We start from the raw sequence: 16,428 nt of genomic DNA, 5'->3' as shown, positions 1-16,428 counted from the left end.
AAGCCCCTATTTAAAAGTGAATTAAATACGACAAATTGCCCCGTATACGAGTTTATACGTAGTAGCTTATTAAAATTTCTAAGTTTTTTACTAGATAACTACACATAATAAAAATTTGTTGTAAACTGAAGATAATAAAATTAATTTGATGGCGGTACGCTTAGGTGTCTGAAAGATCTAATCCAACAGATAAAAAACTCAAACAAGCAATTGATGCTCGTATGGCTATTGAGAGTGCACGCAAACATCAAGTGGATATTTTGTGCGACTTTGCAGCTAAACTTTCGCTAAGCTGTAAAGGGCTTGATATTGAGTTAGATAATCGCCTTGCTAAATTTAGAAGTGCACTCAATAAAGGTATGAGCTTTGAAGACCTCTCCCCCCTTGTTAGTGAAACTTTGATATTACTTAAAAATCAAGAATCGATTCAGCAAGCTCAGCAACGTGATTTATTCAACAGTGTACAAAATGCAGGTAAACAGTTACAAAAAACTAAAGGTTTACCTGACGATACTCGCAGAGCCCTGAGAAATTTACTCGATCAAGAGATTAATAACGTTCAGTCAACCCATGGTTATATTCCGCTACTTGATCAACTTATTCTTTTTTATCATGAAGCATTGCTAACTAAGCAAGACCCTCAAGCCGATAATCAGCGCCCTGTAAAACAGGCTCGTGCAAAAAAACTACTTGAGCTAGCTAACGAACTTATACTTGAAGAAGAAGCTACACTACAAATTAATAGTATAAAAAATAATATTACAGAAAGTGACACAATCGATGCATTACTCGATGTTGCGATTAACATAATTGAAGTCGTAGTAAAAAACATTAGCAAAGAGCGTAAATCTGCACAAAGCTTTTTAGTTTCATTAAATCAAACCCTCGAAGATCTACATAATTCTATTGTCTCTACTAGTAGACACTCAGAATCGATGAGTATTGAGTTTGATTCGTTAAATAAAAGCATTGAACTAAAAATAAAAAACCTCAACGAACAAACACAAAAAGCAACGTCAATCTCATCTTTAAAAGAACTTGTAGATAACGAATTAAAATCACTAAGCGAAGATTTTCTAGCAAAAGAAAAGCTAGAACGAAAAGACAGAGAAATGCTTAGCACTAGCTTTAGTGAAATAAACAAACGAATTATTACTTTAGAAGATAAGTTAACAACGTATAAAAAACGTTTAAACGAACAGCGCTTTAAAAGTTTACTTGATGGGCTTACAAAACTGCCTAACCGAGCTGCATTTGATGAACGTTACAATCACGAAATGCATTTGTTTAATGTGCAGCCATCAGATGTTACGCTTGCGGTTATTGATGTTGACCACTTTAAATCTATCAATGATAGATTTGGCCATACCGCAGGTGACATTACCTTACAGGTTATATCAAAAGCGTTGCAAAAATCGGTAAGAAAGTCCGATTTTATAGCGCGTTACGGCGGTGAAGAATTTGTATTGTTAATGCCAGGTGTGTCGCTTGAAAACGCAACATTACCTCTGGATAAAGTAAGAAAGGTAATTAAAAATATACCTTTTAAATTTAGAGAAAAACAAATTGAGATCACTATTTCGGTAGGTGCAACTCAGTTTAAAAAAGGCGATACTCTGTTAAAGGCATTTGATCGAGCAGATGATGCTCTTTACGAGGCCAAAAATTCAGGACGAGATAGACTTTGTACCAGTAAATAATGTCATAGCCATTATAAATTTTATGACAAGTAGTTTTTTACGATTTAGCAGTAAGGAGAACGTCTATGTTAATACAGTTAAACCCAACTGGGGTTTTAGATTTACTGTCGCAATTAGAAGTTGATTTATTAGAGCAATCTTCTGCTAGTGAGCGTTATAAGTTATTTAGAAACTGCGTACTAGCAGTGCTTAATGTAGGTAGCCATACCGACGAAAGTAGCGATATATACGACAAATACAAAGATTTTGATATTCGTTTAGTAAGCCGCGAACGAGGCATTAAAATTGAGCTTGAAAACCCACCCGAAACCGCATTTGTTGATGGCGAAATAATTACCGGAATTCACGAGCATATATTTTCTGTTATTCGCGATATTTTGTTTATTTGTCAAAAATACGAAAAAGATTTAAAAGAGCAAAAAGCCATTACTCATATGGTATTCGATATGCTCAGAAATGCCGGTGCTTTGCGTGTTAATAGCGAGCCAAGTATGGTTGTTTGCTGGGGCGGACACTCAATAAACGAAGTTGAATATAAATACACAAAACAAGTGGGTTACGAGCTTGGCTTACGTGGATTAAATATTTGTACTGGTTGTGGCCCTGGTGCCATGAAAGGCCCAATGAAAGGTGCCACTATTGGCCATGCAAAACAGCGCAATACCAATAACCGTTACTTAGGCCTAACAGAGCCAAGCATTATTGCTGCAGAGCCACCAAACCCTATTGTTAACGAATTAGTTATTTTACCTGACATTGAAAAGCGCCTTGAAGCTTTTATAAGAACAGCTCACGCTATTATCATTTTTCCTGGTGGCGCAGGTACTGCTGAAGAATTGCTATATTTATTAGGCATATTACTTCATCCAGATAACACCAAACAATGTTTGCCTGTGATTTTAACTGGCCCTAAAGAAAGTGAAGCGTACTTTAAAGAGCTGTGTGAATTTGTTGAAATGACGCTTGGTAAAGAAGCATTAGATAAGTTTGAAGTTATTATTGATAATCCTGAGTTAGTTGGACAAAAGCTAAGATCGGCTATGGCCAATGTTCGTGATTACCGTAAAAGTGAAGGCGATGCCTACTACTTTAACTGGACGTTAAAAATCGATAACGATTTTCAACAACCTTTTGCACCAACACACGAAAATATGGCAAGTCTTGATTTACATCTTGATCAACCAAAGCAGTTATTAGCGGCTAATTTACGCAGAGCTTTTTCAGGTATTGTAGCTGGAAATGTAAAAGACGAAGGCGTTAAAGCCATTAAGCAAAACGGTCCATACATTTTAAGTGGCGAGCCTGCCCTTATGGAAAATATGGATACGTTATTACAAGCATTTGTTGATCAAGGGCGTATGAAACTCCCTGGCAGCAAATACATTCCGTGTTACAAAATAAAAGCATGAGTTTTATAGTTTGAAACCCCATTTACTTCTTATTGATGCGCTTAATTTAATTAGGCGCATTTACGCCGTTGACGCTAATCAAAAACATCACAGCGATGAACAAATGATACAAACGTGCTGTGCACGTGTAGCTCATGCATGTAAAAAGCTTTTAAATACAAGTAATGCAACCCATGCGATTGCGGTATTTGATGGTGACAAAAGCTGGCGTTATCATTTTTATAAAGACTACAAACACTCCCGTGCCTCAATGCCTCAAGTGCTAAAAGATGCCTTAGAGCACTTTAAAACCGCAATAGAAGAAACCGGTATTGTTGTATTTGAGCCTATTAACGATGAAGCCGATGACATTATTGCAACGCTTGCGTTTAAGGCATCAAATAATCAAATAGCTAATACTGTTGTCTCTACTGATAAAGGCTTTTTACCCTATATAGGCCCCTACATTACAGTTTATGATTACTTTAAAAAACTCTATTTAGATGAGACAAGTATAAAAGAGCGTTTTGGTGTTGAGCAAAATAAGCTCGTTGATTTTTGGGCATTAGCGGGTGATAAAACAAATGATATTCCGGGAGTAAAAGGAATAGGTACTAAGTCTGCGCAGCAAATAGTTAATAACTATCATTCAATTGAGCATGCGGCAGAAGATGAATCTCTAAGCCCGAGTATTAAAGCAAAGTTAGCCGCTAATATGGATATGTACGTAATCTCAAAGCACTTGGTTAGTTTACGCACCGATATAAATTTAGGCTTTAGTTTAAAGCAGTTAAGACTTAATTAGTCGCAAGTTAATAGCCTCTAAACATTACAAAACGTATACTATTATTAGTTACCGGAGTCAGAGTAAACCATATTGAAAAAATTTATCCGATATTTAATCTTAGGTTTAGGGCTATATGCACTGATAGCAGCGTTGGTGATCACCTTTTATAAAGACGATCCTCAGGCTATGATCTGGCAAGACCGAGAAGCTTTTAATAAACGTTATATCGAAAAACTATCACTTGAGCAGCCAACAACACTAAATACTGTGCTTGATTATTTAGGCAGCCCCGACCTTACTTATGCCAAACGAGATGGTGAACAGGTATTTCAGATTGTTTTTTACCGTACACAGCATAAAACATCTGACGGTATAACCACTATGGATGAATGTACTGGGTTATTATTTAAAAATGGGCAGCTATTTTTATGGGGTCCTAGTGCATATAATAAATATCAAGAACAAAATTAGGTGAAGGTTTAATGGATGAAGCTGTTTCAACTACTTTAGAGCAGCTGCTTAATAATACGCAGCTGTTTTTAAGCTATTATAACAATAAACAAAAATGGACAGCCTTATACCCCATGGCAAGTAAGCTAGCTGAGCAATATAGAGTGCTCTATAGTGAACAGCCATTCGCATTACAAGCTCGTTTAACACTTTATAATCCTAATTATTCTTATGCCACCAACTTAGTTGTTAGTCAAAGTGTAATAACCGCTGCACTTTGTAAATCTCAACACTATAACAATGCCCTAAGCGAGCTATACATAGCGGCTTCACTCATTGAGCATTTATGTGTTGGAGCGCAATTAAACAAGCTCTGTGAGCAAACACCTTTTCAAGACTCTGATAAAAACATATGGAAAATGCGTCATCAGTTAGCTGCTAAAGTAATGTTATCCAGTGGCGATTCTGCCAAACCCGTTACGCAATTATTAGCTAAGTTAAGTAAATATAAACAAGCATTGGTAAGTGCTCCTAAAATAATGCTTTACGATGGGGGCATAACACTAATTGCTTTAGCAAATATTATTAGTATGAACATTACTAGTAATACGGCTAATAAACACATGAGTTTATTTAAAGCACTTACTGACTTGTATATTCGCACACCAAATTTGTTTGCACTGCAGCTAATCAAATCACTTATAGCCCATTTGGGGCCACTATTACCGGGAAGCCGCGTTTTTTATGCCGAGCAAACCATGATTTATTTAGCGACTGATGCGCAGCAAAAACATATTTTAATTAGTAACACTAATCCAAATAAATTAGCTTGGTTTAGCGTTAAAGCAACCCTTAACGACAACCCAAAACAATGGCATTGCGCTGATAAAACCATTAGCTTCAAAGTGTTTAACAGTGAACATGTTAAGTCAAAAAGTGTGGTTGGCGTTGATAAAGCACAGTCTTTACTTGAACTAATAAGTAATATTAAGTCACAGCACGAATATAGCTATAAAGGGCTAAGCCAGCTAATGGCGGCTCACCCTCAGGTAGTTGCTAATTTATGTGAGGCAGTAAAACCTTATAATAAGGAGCATCAGGCCGCTAAAGACTTAAAGCATAGTTTATCGATGGTCGGTTATTATAATGCACCTGCGATAATTCAAAGAGTTGTTTTTGAGCAATTAGTTAATGTTACCCCACACCCTCTGCAAGCCTACGTTACTAACAGATTAAATGGTTTAGTGAAAATAATGGCCTTATTAGTCAGTAAAAATAAACACGACCAGTTTGAACACATTACATTACCTTTATATGCTTATGCTCATTTTTTATTAACGCAATGCAGTACACAGCTTTCTCGTAAAACGCTGATTGACGACACACCAAATAAAACATTGAGTGCCCCTATTTGCTCATTTTTTGGAGTAGATTCAATTAATAACGAGCAACTAACGCAACAGCTTACTCATTTATTAAGTGACAACCCATGGACAACGGCACTTTTAGAAGCAGAGCAAACACCTAAAAAACACTTAACTGATTCTCATAAACTCTGGATCACACTTAAAATTGTTGCCCAGAGTGTTTTTAAACCAGAACTCGCGCTAACAGCGTGGCAACTGCAAACATTAAACGAACAACTGAAAATACTAAATTGGCAAAACCCAACTGATTTTAATCAAAAATTAGAATCTCTCGCGTTATTTAATAGTATTTAATTTATGGAAACCTATTTAACGTCTTTATACCCATTATAACTTTGGTGTATACCCAGTATTTCTTGTATAAACTAGCAAAATGGGTGATAAGTTGATATAAATGCGCCCTTAAATTTTCAAGCACGTTCACATAAATGATCTAACAAGCGATTACCCTCTCAGGGTAATAATTTATGTGCAAATCAAACTCTTTAAAGGAAAAGTCAATGGCCAAACAAACCATCACAGTGATCAAAGGCGACGGCATCGGTCCGAGCATTATCGACTCAGCACTTGAAATATTAAAAGCCGCAGGTTGCGACTTTGATTATGAATTTGTTGATGCTGGCCTAGCTGCACTTGAAAAAACAGGTGAGTTACTTCCACAAGACACGGTTGATACAATAGCTAGAAACAAAATCACTCTTAAAGGCCCATTAACAACGCCTGTAGGTGAAGGTTTTACGTCTATTAACGTAACACTTCGTAAGCAATTTGGTTTATACGCTAACGTACGCCCTGTTAAATCATTTGTTGGCACTAAAGCGCGTTACGACGATATTGATATCATTACTATTCGTGAAAATACGCAAGGTATGTACTCAGGTGCAGGCCAAATAGTAAGTGAAGACGGTAATGAAGCAGAAGCAAAATCGATAATTACGCGTGAAGGCGCAGAAAAAATCGTAACTTTTGCATATGAGCTAGCGGTACGTGAAGGTCGTAAAAAAGTAACTGCTGTTCATAAAGCTAACATTTTAAAATCAACATCTGGTTTGTTTTTAAAAGTAGCACGTGAAGTAGCTGAGCGTTACCCACAAATTGAATCAAATGAAATGATTGTTGATGCAACGTGTATGAAACTGGTAATGACACCTGAAGAGTTTGACGTAATTGTTACGACTAACTTATTTGGTGATATTTTATCTGACCTTTGTGCTGGTTTAGTTGGCGGTTTAGGTATGGCTCCAGGTGCTAACATTGGTGAAGACGCTGCAATTTTTGAAGCTGTACACGGTAGTGCACCAGATATTGCTGGCAAAAACCTAGCTAACCCAACATCTGTAATTTTAGCGTCTATCCAAATGCTTGAGCATTTAGATATGGGCGATACAGCAGAGCGTATTCGTAGTGCTGTTGCTGATGTAATTAAATCAGGCGACCGTACAACTCGCGATTTAGGCGGCAGCCACGGTACAACTGATTTCACTCAATCAGTAATTGACCGTTTATAATTAATATTTGTTATTAATTTAAATAGCCCGCTAATTTAGCGGGCTTTTTTTTATTTGCTAGCTGCGCTTTATCCTAGGTAAGCATAAAAGTAATAACACTAATAAACCTGCCAATGATCCGCCACTTGAACCCGAACTACTTTGTTGCTTTTGCACTGTAAGAGATAACTCTTTAGTAAAAGTATCATTTGTTTGAGTATCAGTAACATTCAACGTTACACTAAATGCACCGCCAGTCTGATAAGTATGCCTTGGGTTTTGTAAGTTTGATACCGCACTGCCATCACCAAAATCCCAACTGTAAGTATAACTATTAAAGCCGCCAGTTACTTGCGCATTAAATTGAGCGCTTAAATCATTTACTGTAACGTTTGCGTCTATGCTAAGCGGAACAGTTGCCGTTACATCAACCGCTTTAGTTTGCTCCGTGCCTTCGTTATCTGTCACTGTAAGCGTTACTTGGTAATCACCAGAGTATAAATAATTATAAGTGAGCGATTGCGTCGTTAAAGTACTTCCATCCCCTAGCTGCCAATTATAGGTATACGGTGCGACTCCACCTGTAAACGAAGCTTGAGCTGTTAATATTCCTTGGTTTATTTCATATTCAATTTCATTTACAGATAATGGCTCAACTAATGTAACTTGAGCTATAGCTACTTGCTGTGAAGTATCATTACTTGCCATAAACTCAACGCTATAGGTGCCATAGTCTTGATATTCATGAGTAGGCGTTAACTCTGTGCTTGAGCTACCATCGTCAAAACTCCACGTGAATTTATCCGCAGGCGTGAGTGCAAAACCTTCTACATTAAAATTAACGATTAAACCTGTTTTGGTAAAATTAATACCTTTAGTAACATCGTAATTAAGCTCTACTTCTATATCTTCACTATCAGCTGACTGGCTTATAATATTAAACCCAAAGCCAACCTGTGGGAGGGCAACGCCCGATGACTGTTGCGCTGAAAAGCTATAGTCGGTTTTATCAGTAAACTCTGTAATAGCAGATAAATCATCATCACCTAATCCAGCTCGCTGTGGATATAAACTAAAAGCAGCATCACGAATTTGAATTGCTGAAGCAGCCGGAGTTTGCGTACTGCCTTTATTTATCGAGCGCTGATCAGCATCTACCACTAATGCAAAACCACTACCTGGATGCTCTGTCGTGTTGTTATCTGCTTGAGATTCATTGCTATACCACAATAATAATCCCGGTGAGTACTGCTCTGCTTGCAAACTACTGTCAACGCCTGTGTATGAACGCAATTGTAAATAGTAATGTGATGGCGATGCATATGTGTAACTACCTATTTTTTCAAAGCCATTAAACTCGGTGTTAATTTGATCTTGTGCATTATTTTGCCAAATTAAAGTATCACTTTGCACAATACGCATATCATCCACAACAAAACCATAATAATGTGTGTTCGCATCTGTTATGTATTCAATTTTTAGATCAATGATTTGCCCAACATAAGCTGATAAATCAAACTTATGAGTTAAATAGCCGTTAGGTTGCTTAGCATCACTATTAAAAAATGAATCACCTGATATATACGGACCAATGTCACCATAGTATGGGTTAATTGCTTGCGTATAATTACTAGCAATAGGCTCCCCATTTACTTTTACCTGTACTAAATCATAGTCGCGCTCAATACTGTAATAAGCAATAAAGCTTAAAGTAAGTGCCTCAGTTGTGTTTGGTAGCGTTACTGTATTAACTAAGCTGTTACTAACATTGTCGCCCGTATTTGAATAGTATTGAAAATCGCCTTCTACTGGCGTTTTAAATTTTTCGAGTCGAGATGGCAGTGTTATTTTTATTTGGCTTTGTAGTTGTGAAGTACTCGCAGTATTAATTAATGTTTGCTGTGCGTTAGCATCTATCTCATCCATATCAAGCGTGAGCTGATTAACCCAATTACCCTGGTATCGATTTTGTAAATATTCAAGCGCATAAGGGCTAAACATAACAGGCTCTGAGCCTCGTGGAGAACCTGCCCAACTTCCTGTCGACATAACTGACCAAGACGCGACAGGCTCACCTACCGTGTTAGATTGTAAGTCGTATTCATCTAATAATCCCAAGTCATGCCCAAACTCATGTACCACCACGCCAATCCCAGCATCAATTGGATTAATTGTATAACCAAAGAGCTTTATATTGCTGCCTGCAATCTCGCTCGGCCCGCTACTTTCATCAAATACATAGTAGCGGTGCGACCAAATAGCGTCGGTGCTTAGGTAGCCACCACCCGCTTCCTCGCCAATACTTGAATGAAAAATCATTACATGGTCAATAATGCCATTGGGTTCGTTAATAATTCCATCGCCATCAATATCATCTAAATCGGTTAAATCATAATCGGCTAAATTAATATTAAATTGTGCAACGGCTTTTTCTACCGCTTCTTTGACTAAAGCGGGCGCATTTTTATCACGCGTACTGCCTTGGCGTTCACCATATGTTTTTGCATTACTATCAGCGGTTACCCAGCCATATACTTGCCCGTTAAAGTTTAAGCTATTACCAGACGCTGCTTTATAATAATCTGCAGCCGTTGATAAGCTTTGTCCATCAGGGCCCGCATAACCTTGAGTATTAAAAAGCATTTGCTGATAGTGTTCAGTTGAATAATCAGCGTAAAACATGTCGGTGTCTTGCTGTACAAGTCGATCATCGTCATGTTTGAGGTCAGGAAAATCAATTAAGATAGCTAACACTTTTACATCATTAACGCTTTGATCAGGCACTAGCGACGTTGAAAAAGCGGCTTGTTTTTTATTTGTGTTTGAAAAATCCGTAGAGGAAGATTTAAATCGCCTAAAGCCATTTTTAATTGAGTGATTGGCAACTTCTTTGTTACTCATATATGACTTAAATGAACTATCTAACTCACTAGAGGATATTTGGTCTCTTTTTTTAAGCCAATATAAAATACGTTCTTCGTTAGTTATACCAACATCATGCGGGCTTAAATTATTAGCCGCTACTATAGGGCTTAATAGCGTAGTTAAAAGCGCAATTAACGTCACTTTTTTCACTGTGTTTTCCTCAAACATAATTATGTAGTAATCATACCTAATAATAGAAATTTAAACATGCGATAAAAACATATAGTTAACATGTGCAATAAAAGTTAATGGTCTTTCACACTCTTTTATAACTAAAATCAAACACACAACCTAAAACGCATAATTTCTGCTAGTTAACTCAGTTAAATACAGTATTTCTGCAGATTTAAATTAAAAAAAGCTACAAAACGAATTTAAAATGCAAAAAACCACTTTCAAGGTTGACATAAGGGTTCAAAACCCTTAAAAATAAACCTATACAGAATTTTTAATTTAAAAGCAGTGTTTTGCTAAGTAGAGTAAAAACTATGAACACACAAATTAACCTTTTAGTCGTACTCGTACTGGTCTTAGTTATAAGCCCAGCGGGGATGTATTAAAAGGTGATACTGCTTTTTAAAAACCCTCGCACTACGCGGGGGTTTTTTTATGCATAAAAAAGCGCACAGAGGAATGAGGATGAGCAAACAAGAATATAATGGCTCTGAACTAGTAGTTCAGGCATTAAAAGAGTTAAAGGTAAAATACATATTTGGCTACCCCGGTGGTTCGGTTTTAGACTTATATGATGCACTTTTTCAGCAAGATGATATTGAGCATATATTAGTACGTCATGAACAAGCTGCCACACATATGGCTGATGGTTATGCTCGTGCTACTGGAGACGTTGGTGTTGTACTTGCAACCTCAGGCCCTGGCGCTACAAACTGTATAACGGGTATTGCAACGGCCTACATGGATTCAATTCCTATGGTTGTATTGTCAGGCCAAGTGCCTACAAGTTTAATTGGTGACGATGCATTCCAAGAAACTGATATTGTTGGCTGTTCTCGCCCTATAGTTAAACACAGCTTTAACTGTAGAAGTGCTAAAGAAATCCCAACAATCTTAGCTAAAGCCTTTTATATAGCCAGTACAGGTCGTCCTGGACCTGTTGTGGTTGAGCTTCCTAAAGATATGCTTAACCCTGCTATTAAGTTTGAATACGAATTTCCTAAAACAACAGAGCTAAGAACATACAGCCCTAATACTAAAGGGCATTCAAAACAAATTCGTAAAGCGGTAACAACTATTTTAGAAGCCAAAAAACTGGTTATCTACTCTGGCGGTGGTATTGTTATTTCAAATACGTCAGAGCAATTAACGCATTTAGTTGAGTCGTTAAATGCGCCCATTACCAATACACTAATGGGGCTTGGCGGCATATCAGGTGTACATCCAAACTTTGTAGGTATGCTAGGCATGCACGGTACGCTTGAGGCTAACAAAGCAATGGCAAACGCCGATGTGATTTTAGCGCTTGGTGCTCGTTTTGATGATCGAGTAACTAATAACGTTAAAAAGTTTTGTCCAAATGCCACCATTGTACATGTTGATGTCGATCCAACTTCTATTTCTAAAACAATTAAAGCTCACATACCGGTTGTAGGTTGCTTAGCAACAGTACTAGAACAACTACAAACGGGTATTGATAAAAGCCCAATTAAAATAGATCGAAGCGCGCAAGAAGATTGGTGGCGCCAAATTATCAGCTGGCGTGAACAAAAATGTTTAAGCTACAACACAGATGGCGACAAAATTAAGCCACAAGCCGTTATTGAAGCGGTTTACAAAGCAACAAATGGTGATGCTTATATCAGCTCAGACGTTGGTCAGCACCAAATGTTTGCAGCGCAGTATTATCCATTTAAGCACCCTCGCCAATGGATTAACTCAGGCGGGCTAGGCACTATGGGCTTTGGTTTACCTGCAGCTATGGGCGTAAAGCTTGCTTTTCCTGATAAAGAGTCTGTATGTATTACAGGTGATGGCTCTATTCAAATGAATATTCAAGAGCTATCTACCTGCTTGCAGTACAACCTAGCTGTAAAAGTTGTATCACTCAATAACCGCTCTTTAGGTATGGTACGCCAATGGCAAGATATGGTTTACGGCGGTCGTCATTCATCATCTTACATGGACTCACTGCCTGATTTTGTTAAGTTAGTTGAAAGCTACGGGCATGTAGGCATACAAGTAAACACACTTGATGAGTTACAACCTGCTATCGATAAAGCTATGAGCATAAACGATCGTTTAGTCTTTTTAGATATTCTTGTAGACGAGAAAGAACATGTATACCCAATGCAAATCAAGTTAGGTGGCATTGATGAGATGTGGTTACGTAAAGGAGTAAAAGCATAATGCGTCGTATTTTATCTATTCTATTGGAAAACGAACCAGGTGCACTGTCGCGTATTGTTGGGCTTTTTTCACAACGTGCATACAACATCGACAGCCTAACTGTTGGCACAACTGATGATCAGTCGTTATCACGTATTACCATTACCACCATGGGTGATGACAGAGTGGTTGAGCAGATCACAAAGCAAGTTAACAAATTAGTCGACGTGCTTAAAATTATCGATTTAACAGAAATGAGTCACATTGAGCGAGAGTTATTGCTTGTTAAGGTATTTGCTCAAGACGAGACGACTCGTGCAGCGGTTACCCGCGTAGTTGATGTGTTCCAGGGTGTTATTTTAGATATGGGCCGGCAAAGCTATAGCCTGCAACTAGTGAGCAGTACAGACAAAATAGAATCGTTTTTAGACACACTTCGCCATGAAACCGATATTATTGAAGTTGTACGTTCTGGTGCTGTTGGCATTGGCCGAGGCGATAAAGCCTTAAAAGCATAAATTTATAATATAAAGGCATCAATTGATGTCTTTATTAAACATAAAAAAAAAGAGCTAAATAGCTCTTTTTTTATTTTAATTCGTTAAACCTATTAAGGGTTTACTTGGTCTTTAAGACCTTTACCTGCTTTAAAGCTTGGGATAGTTGCCGCTGCGATTTGGATCTCAGCACCCGTTTGTGGGTTACGGCCAGTGCGAGCTGCACGTTCTTTTACTGAGAAAGTACCAAAACCAACTAATGCTACTGAATCACCTTCTTTTAAAGAAGAAGTTACAGCACCTGTAAACGCGTCAAGAGCACGAGTAGCAGCGGCTTTAGAGATTTCTGCATCAGTAGCAATTTTTTCAACTAATTGAGCTTTATTCATTGTTAGATTCCTATTCGTTATTATTTTGCCTTCGCAAAACCTATCTTTATGCATTTTTAAAGAGTTAGCAACAGCAAATTGCATTTTTTGCTTAAATTCTTAAAAAATGAGTAAAATTTAAATAATTCTCGGTAGAATACAGCGTGTTGGGTTAACAAAGACTTAATTTGAGTACAATTTTGGCGCAAGTTAAGCAACTGGGTAAATAAGCTATATTTTTTCGATAACTAAGGTCACTTCCCCGACCTCGACTCCAAACTTAACAATAGATGTGCGGTTTATCAAGCGCGATTGTGTAACCAGGTACATCCAATCGTCAAAATTGACTTCTAAAGTGCTGCCATCGTATGGAAGGGCTACATTGTAATTCCAATGAAATACGCTACCATCGCTTTTGCCTTTTGCCGTACCTATAACATCGGCCGCTGTCCCCGTTAAACTATTGTCGTTATTTAACGTTATTTTCCAAATACGCTTTTGAGTTTCGCCATCGTCGTAAACAAAGTCTTCTTCAATAACGCCCTCATTACCATCCCAAGTCGCATTCATGTCTACAACAAGCTTTCGGGTCAGCTCGCCTTTAAAGTCTTGTACAACACCATAGGCTTTCAAATTTCCGCTAAAAAAGGTTTTAAAATCGAAATTTGGCGATGTATTTTTATAATGTTCAACTTTTGGTGCCGAACAGCTAATTAAAAGTAGAGCCGAGAGGCTCATAACAGCTGCTTTTAACGTGTTTAATATGTTCATATTAATTCCCTAATAATTGCTTTCGTAATTTTGGTTCAGAGGTTTTTTCATCAAGCCAAATAGCTAAAAAGTCACTCGAAAATTGAGGTTCATCAATTTCACCCATTTTTTCATCATTATGATAAAAAGTGCTCATACCTTGCTCATTTGTCACTAATGTTAGTGAGTCACCCTTTTTTATATCAGGCCAAATAGACAACAATTTACTGTCGTATTTATCTGCCAGCCCTGTTTTTCCAAGATGTTGCCACTGCTCATTTGTTGCTTTTACTATTTCTTTAGCGTCAAAGTCACGTAAATAGGTAAGCTTAAACTTAACAGGATGTGCTCCTGCGCTGTAATTACCTGAAGGGGTAAATAGCACTGCGTCATATACATCCCAAAATAAATACTCCATTCGTGCTTCGCCTACTTTATTAAATTGTGTGTTAGCTAAAACAGTTGAAGTGATAAGCAAATAAAAAGTAACTGCCTTTAGTAAAAATTTCAAAATAAGCTCCCTTTGAGTCAATGGGTAATGTTACGAAATAGAAATCGTGGAAGATCAGCGATTGATGAATAACTTGATTTTTTGGTTTATGAAAAGAATAACAGTAAACACTGTAGACCAAAGCGCCCCGTAAACGAGCCAGAATTGCCATAAAGGTAAACCTAAACTTATTACTTCAAAGCGCGCTCCAGCCCAATAACTTGCTGGCGCAAATGCCATACATACCAAAAAGGCCTGCCAAAGCTTTAATTTACTCAAAAAAACCATTGAGGTATTTAAAGAAAGTAGTAATGCAGCCCATAAAAACAGGAGCCATAGAGGGAAGGGATAAACTTTAAATTCTAACAAGCCTAACTTTACCGCTATAAATTCTAACAATAGTGCTAAAGGTAGGGCTTTAATTAATAGTAAGGAGTCTTGTTTTTTCTGCTTTGACAAACAAAACATTAAAACAATAATCAAGCCACTAAAAAGTAGCGAATTGGCTTCAAGCAGCAATGATAAAAACCACACTGCTTGAAATAAAACAAAATTAGTAACCGAGCGCAATATCATCGTTATCACTTGTAAAACGAGGTTTACGCGCCATTAAATGTACCGTACTTGTTGCTCTGGCTCTAAACGCACCTTCACAATAAGCAAAATAAAATAACCATAAACGATAAAAGCGTTCATCAAATTTAGAGCGGTCTAAATCAGGCCAGCTTTTTATAAAACGAGTTCGCCAGTCTGCTAATGTTCTTGCGTAGTGAGCGCCAATATCATTAACAGTATGAATAACCATATCGGTATTATTTTTAATCTGCTCACTCATTTCGTTAAGCGATGGCAAACATCCGCCCGGAAAAATATACTGCTGGATAAAGTCAGAGTTTTTTAAGTAGTGCTTGTAACGCTGATCGCCAATAGTAATTGCTTGAATAAGCATGGCACCATCGTCTTTTAGGAGCTCACCACATTGAGTGAAAAAGCTAGGCAAATAATCATGACCAACCGCTTCTATCATTTCAATAGAAACAAGCTTGTCGTATTTACCTTTTAGTAGTCTGTAGTCGAGCTTAAGTAATGTTATTTTACTTTCAAGACCAAGCTCAACAATCTTGTTAGCTACATAATCATGTTGCTCATCAGATATGGTTGTTGTTGTTACATGGCAATCGTAATGTGTGGCTGCATATATAGCAAATGCCCCCCACCCTGTACCAATTTCGATTACTGAATCATTTTTTTGAAGCTCAACTTGCTCACAAATGCGTTTAAGCTTGTATTGTTGAGCCTCTTCAAGTGTCGCTTCTTTTGTAGGATATACAGCACTTGAGTAAAGCATTTCTTTACTTAAAAATGATTCGTACAAATCATTACCTAAGTCGTAATGAGCAACAATATTTTTCTTAGAACCCGATTCTGAATTTTTGTTTTTTATGTGATTAAATCGGTGTGCGATATTACTAAAAAATGCGAATTTTTTTTCAAACTCATCGAGTTGCTTTTCGTTTATAGCAAATATCTCAATGAATGAAGTTAAGTTGTCACAAGACCAATGCCCCAAAATATACGCTTCGCCAGCGCCAACACTCCCAGATAACGCAAACGCTTTATACATAGCTTTATCATTAACTGTTACTGTTGCTTTTAACGCAGACGATACATCACCAAAAACTGTACGCTCATTTCCTTCAATTAAAACAACTTGACCTGTTTCAATTGACGAAAAGGCTTTAGTCACTAATTTTTTATATATATTAGTTAACCAACTAGTGCTTTGTTCGCAATTTAAGCTCGACACTTTATCCAT

14 protein-coding genes are annotated in these 16,428 nt (G+C 37.4%); 8 read left to right on the top strand and 6 right to left on the bottom strand.

Annotated features, from left to right (window positions below; translation table 11 throughout):
• Nucleotides 1-164 precede the first annotated feature (164 nt).
• The 6 genes from I6F45_RS05265 (at nucleotide 165) to I6F45_RS05240 (ending at nucleotide 7,260) form a co-directional block, all read left to right on the top strand.
• The gene (locus I6F45_RS05265; RefSeq protein WP_165728000.1) at nucleotides 165-1,700 is read left to right on the top strand and encodes a GGDEF domain-containing protein; all 1,536 of its coding nucleotides are present in this window, start codon (nucleotides 165-167) and stop codon (nucleotides 1,698-1,700) included.
• A gap of 65 nt (nucleotides 1,701-1,765) precedes the next feature.
• Complete coding sequence (gene ppnN / locus I6F45_RS05260) at nucleotides 1,766-3,109, top strand: nucleotide 5'-monophosphate nucleosidase PpnN (RefSeq protein ID WP_007580678.1); 1,344 nt, start codon at nucleotides 1,766-1,768, stop codon at nucleotides 3,107-3,109.
• 10 nt (nucleotides 3,110-3,119) lie between these two features.
• Nucleotides 3,120-3,893, top strand: coding sequence for a flap endonuclease Xni (gene xni / locus I6F45_RS05255; protein ID WP_197159856.1), 774 nt, complete (start codon nucleotides 3,120-3,122; stop codon nucleotides 3,891-3,893).
• 69 nt (nucleotides 3,894-3,962) lie between these two features.
• Entirely contained in the window at nucleotides 3,963-4,346 is a 384-nt protein-coding gene (locus I6F45_RS05250) for a DUF3192 domain-containing protein (RefSeq protein ID WP_024591078.1), read from the top strand.
• Nucleotides 4,347-4,357: 11 nt separating this feature from the next.
• Nucleotides 4,358-6,046: a hypothetical protein gene (locus I6F45_RS05245; RefSeq protein WP_165728002.1), complete on the top strand. Its 1,689-nt coding sequence runs from the start codon at nucleotides 4,358-4,360 to the stop codon at nucleotides 6,044-6,046.
• 206 nt (nucleotides 6,047-6,252) lie between these two features.
• The gene (locus tag I6F45_RS05240; protein ID WP_007580684.1) at nucleotides 6,253-7,260 is read left to right on the top strand and encodes an isocitrate dehydrogenase; all 1,008 of its coding nucleotides are present in this window, start codon (nucleotides 6,253-6,255) and stop codon (nucleotides 7,258-7,260) included.
• 57 nt (nucleotides 7,261-7,317) lie between these two features.
• On the opposite strand, the gene I6F45_RS05235 is transcribed toward I6F45_RS05240, so the two are convergent.
• Nucleotides 7,318-10,314, bottom strand: coding sequence for an immune inhibitor A domain-containing protein (locus I6F45_RS05235; RefSeq protein ID WP_197159848.1), 2,997 nt, complete (start codon nucleotides 10,312-10,314; stop codon nucleotides 7,318-7,320).
• A 489-nt stretch (nucleotides 10,315-10,803) separates the two neighbouring features.
• On the opposite strand from I6F45_RS05235, the gene I6F45_RS05230 reads away from it, so the two are divergent.
• Nucleotides 10,804-12,528, top strand: a complete 1,725-nt coding sequence (locus tag I6F45_RS05230; protein ID WP_166376605.1) for an acetolactate synthase 3 large subunit — start codon at nucleotides 10,804-10,806, stop codon at nucleotides 12,526-12,528.
• Nucleotides 12,528-13,025 (top strand): acetolactate synthase small subunit, encoded by a 498-nt coding sequence (gene ilvN / locus I6F45_RS05225; protein ID WP_007580691.1) that lies wholly within the window; start codon nucleotides 12,528-12,530, stop codon nucleotides 13,023-13,025. Before I6F45_RS05230 ends, ilvN begins: the two co-directional genes overlap by 1 nt.
• A 92-nt stretch (nucleotides 13,026-13,117) precedes the next feature.
• On the opposite strand, the gene I6F45_RS05220 is transcribed toward ilvN, so the two are convergent.
• The 5 genes from I6F45_RS05220 to I6F45_RS05200 all read right to left on the bottom strand — a co-directional run bounded on the left by I6F45_RS05220 (nucleotide 13,118) and on the right by I6F45_RS05200 (nucleotide 16,428).
• Nucleotides 13,118-13,393, bottom strand: a complete 276-nt coding sequence (locus I6F45_RS05220; protein ID WP_002962474.1) for an HU family DNA-binding protein — start codon at nucleotides 13,391-13,393, stop codon at nucleotides 13,118-13,120.
• A 210-nt stretch (nucleotides 13,394-13,603) separates the two neighbouring features.
• The gene (locus I6F45_RS05215) at nucleotides 13,604-14,143 is read right to left on the bottom strand and encodes a DUF3833 domain-containing protein (RefSeq protein WP_166376604.1); all 540 of its coding nucleotides are present in this window, start codon (nucleotides 14,141-14,143) and stop codon (nucleotides 13,604-13,606) included.
• A gap of 1 nt (nucleotide 14,144) precedes the next feature.
• On the bottom strand, nucleotides 14,145-14,633 hold the full coding sequence (locus I6F45_RS05210; protein WP_197159844.1) for a chalcone isomerase family protein: 489 nt from the start codon (nucleotides 14,631-14,633) through the stop codon (nucleotides 14,145-14,147).
• A 54-nt stretch (nucleotides 14,634-14,687) separates the two neighbouring features.
• Nucleotides 14,688-15,188 carry a DUF2878 domain-containing protein gene (locus I6F45_RS05205; protein ID WP_197159842.1) on the bottom strand — a complete coding sequence of 167 codons (501 nt, stop codon included), beginning with the start codon at nucleotides 15,186-15,188 and terminating at the stop codon, nucleotides 14,688-14,690.
• Nucleotides 15,166-16,428 (bottom strand): SAM-dependent methyltransferase, encoded by a 1,263-nt coding sequence (locus I6F45_RS05200; protein ID WP_165735776.1) that lies wholly within the window; start codon nucleotides 16,426-16,428, stop codon nucleotides 15,166-15,168. Before I6F45_RS05200 ends, I6F45_RS05205 begins: the two co-directional genes overlap by 23 nt.

Source organism: Pseudoalteromonas sp. SWYJZ19, from assembly GCF_015864375.1.
GTDB classification, from domain to species: Bacteria; Pseudomonadota; Gammaproteobacteria; order Enterobacterales; family Alteromonadaceae; genus Pseudoalteromonas; species Pseudoalteromonas arctica.
Note: the sequence above shows the minus strand (reverse complement) of the source record. Positions and strands in the feature narration are given on the sequence as shown.

Bases quoted from the DNA above. Each gene is read 5' to 3' on its own strand.
- I6F45_RS05205 (WP_197159842.1), bottom strand. From the start codon at position 15,188: ATGATATTGCGCTCGGTTACTAATTTTGTTTTATTTCAAGCAGTGTGG.
- I6F45_RS05230 (WP_166376605.1), top strand. From the start codon at position 10,804: ATGAGCAAACAAGAATATAATGGCTCTGAACTAGTAGTTCAGGCATTA.
- I6F45_RS05240 (WP_007580684.1), top strand. From the start codon at position 6,253: ATGGCCAAACAAACCATCACAGTGATCAAAGGCGACGGCATCGGTCCG.
- I6F45_RS05215 (WP_166376604.1), bottom strand. From the start codon at position 14,143: ATGAACATATTAAACACGTTAAAAGCAGCTGTTATGAGCCTCTCGGCT.
- ilvN (WP_007580691.1), top strand. From the start codon at position 12,528: ATGCGTCGTATTTTATCTATTCTATTGGAAAACGAACCAGGTGCACTG.
- ppnN (WP_007580678.1), top strand. From the start codon at position 1,766: ATGTTAATACAGTTAAACCCAACTGGGGTTTTAGATTTACTGTCGCAA.
- I6F45_RS05245 (WP_165728002.1), top strand. From the start codon at position 4,358: ATGGATGAAGCTGTTTCAACTACTTTAGAGCAGCTGCTTAATAATACG.
- I6F45_RS05200 (WP_165735776.1), bottom strand. From the start codon at position 16,428: ATGGATAAAGTGTCGAGCTTAAATTGCGAACAAAGCACTAGTTGGTTA.
- I6F45_RS05220 (WP_002962474.1), bottom strand. From the start codon at position 13,393: ATGAATAAAGCTCAATTAGTTGAAAAAATTGCTACTGATGCAGAAATC.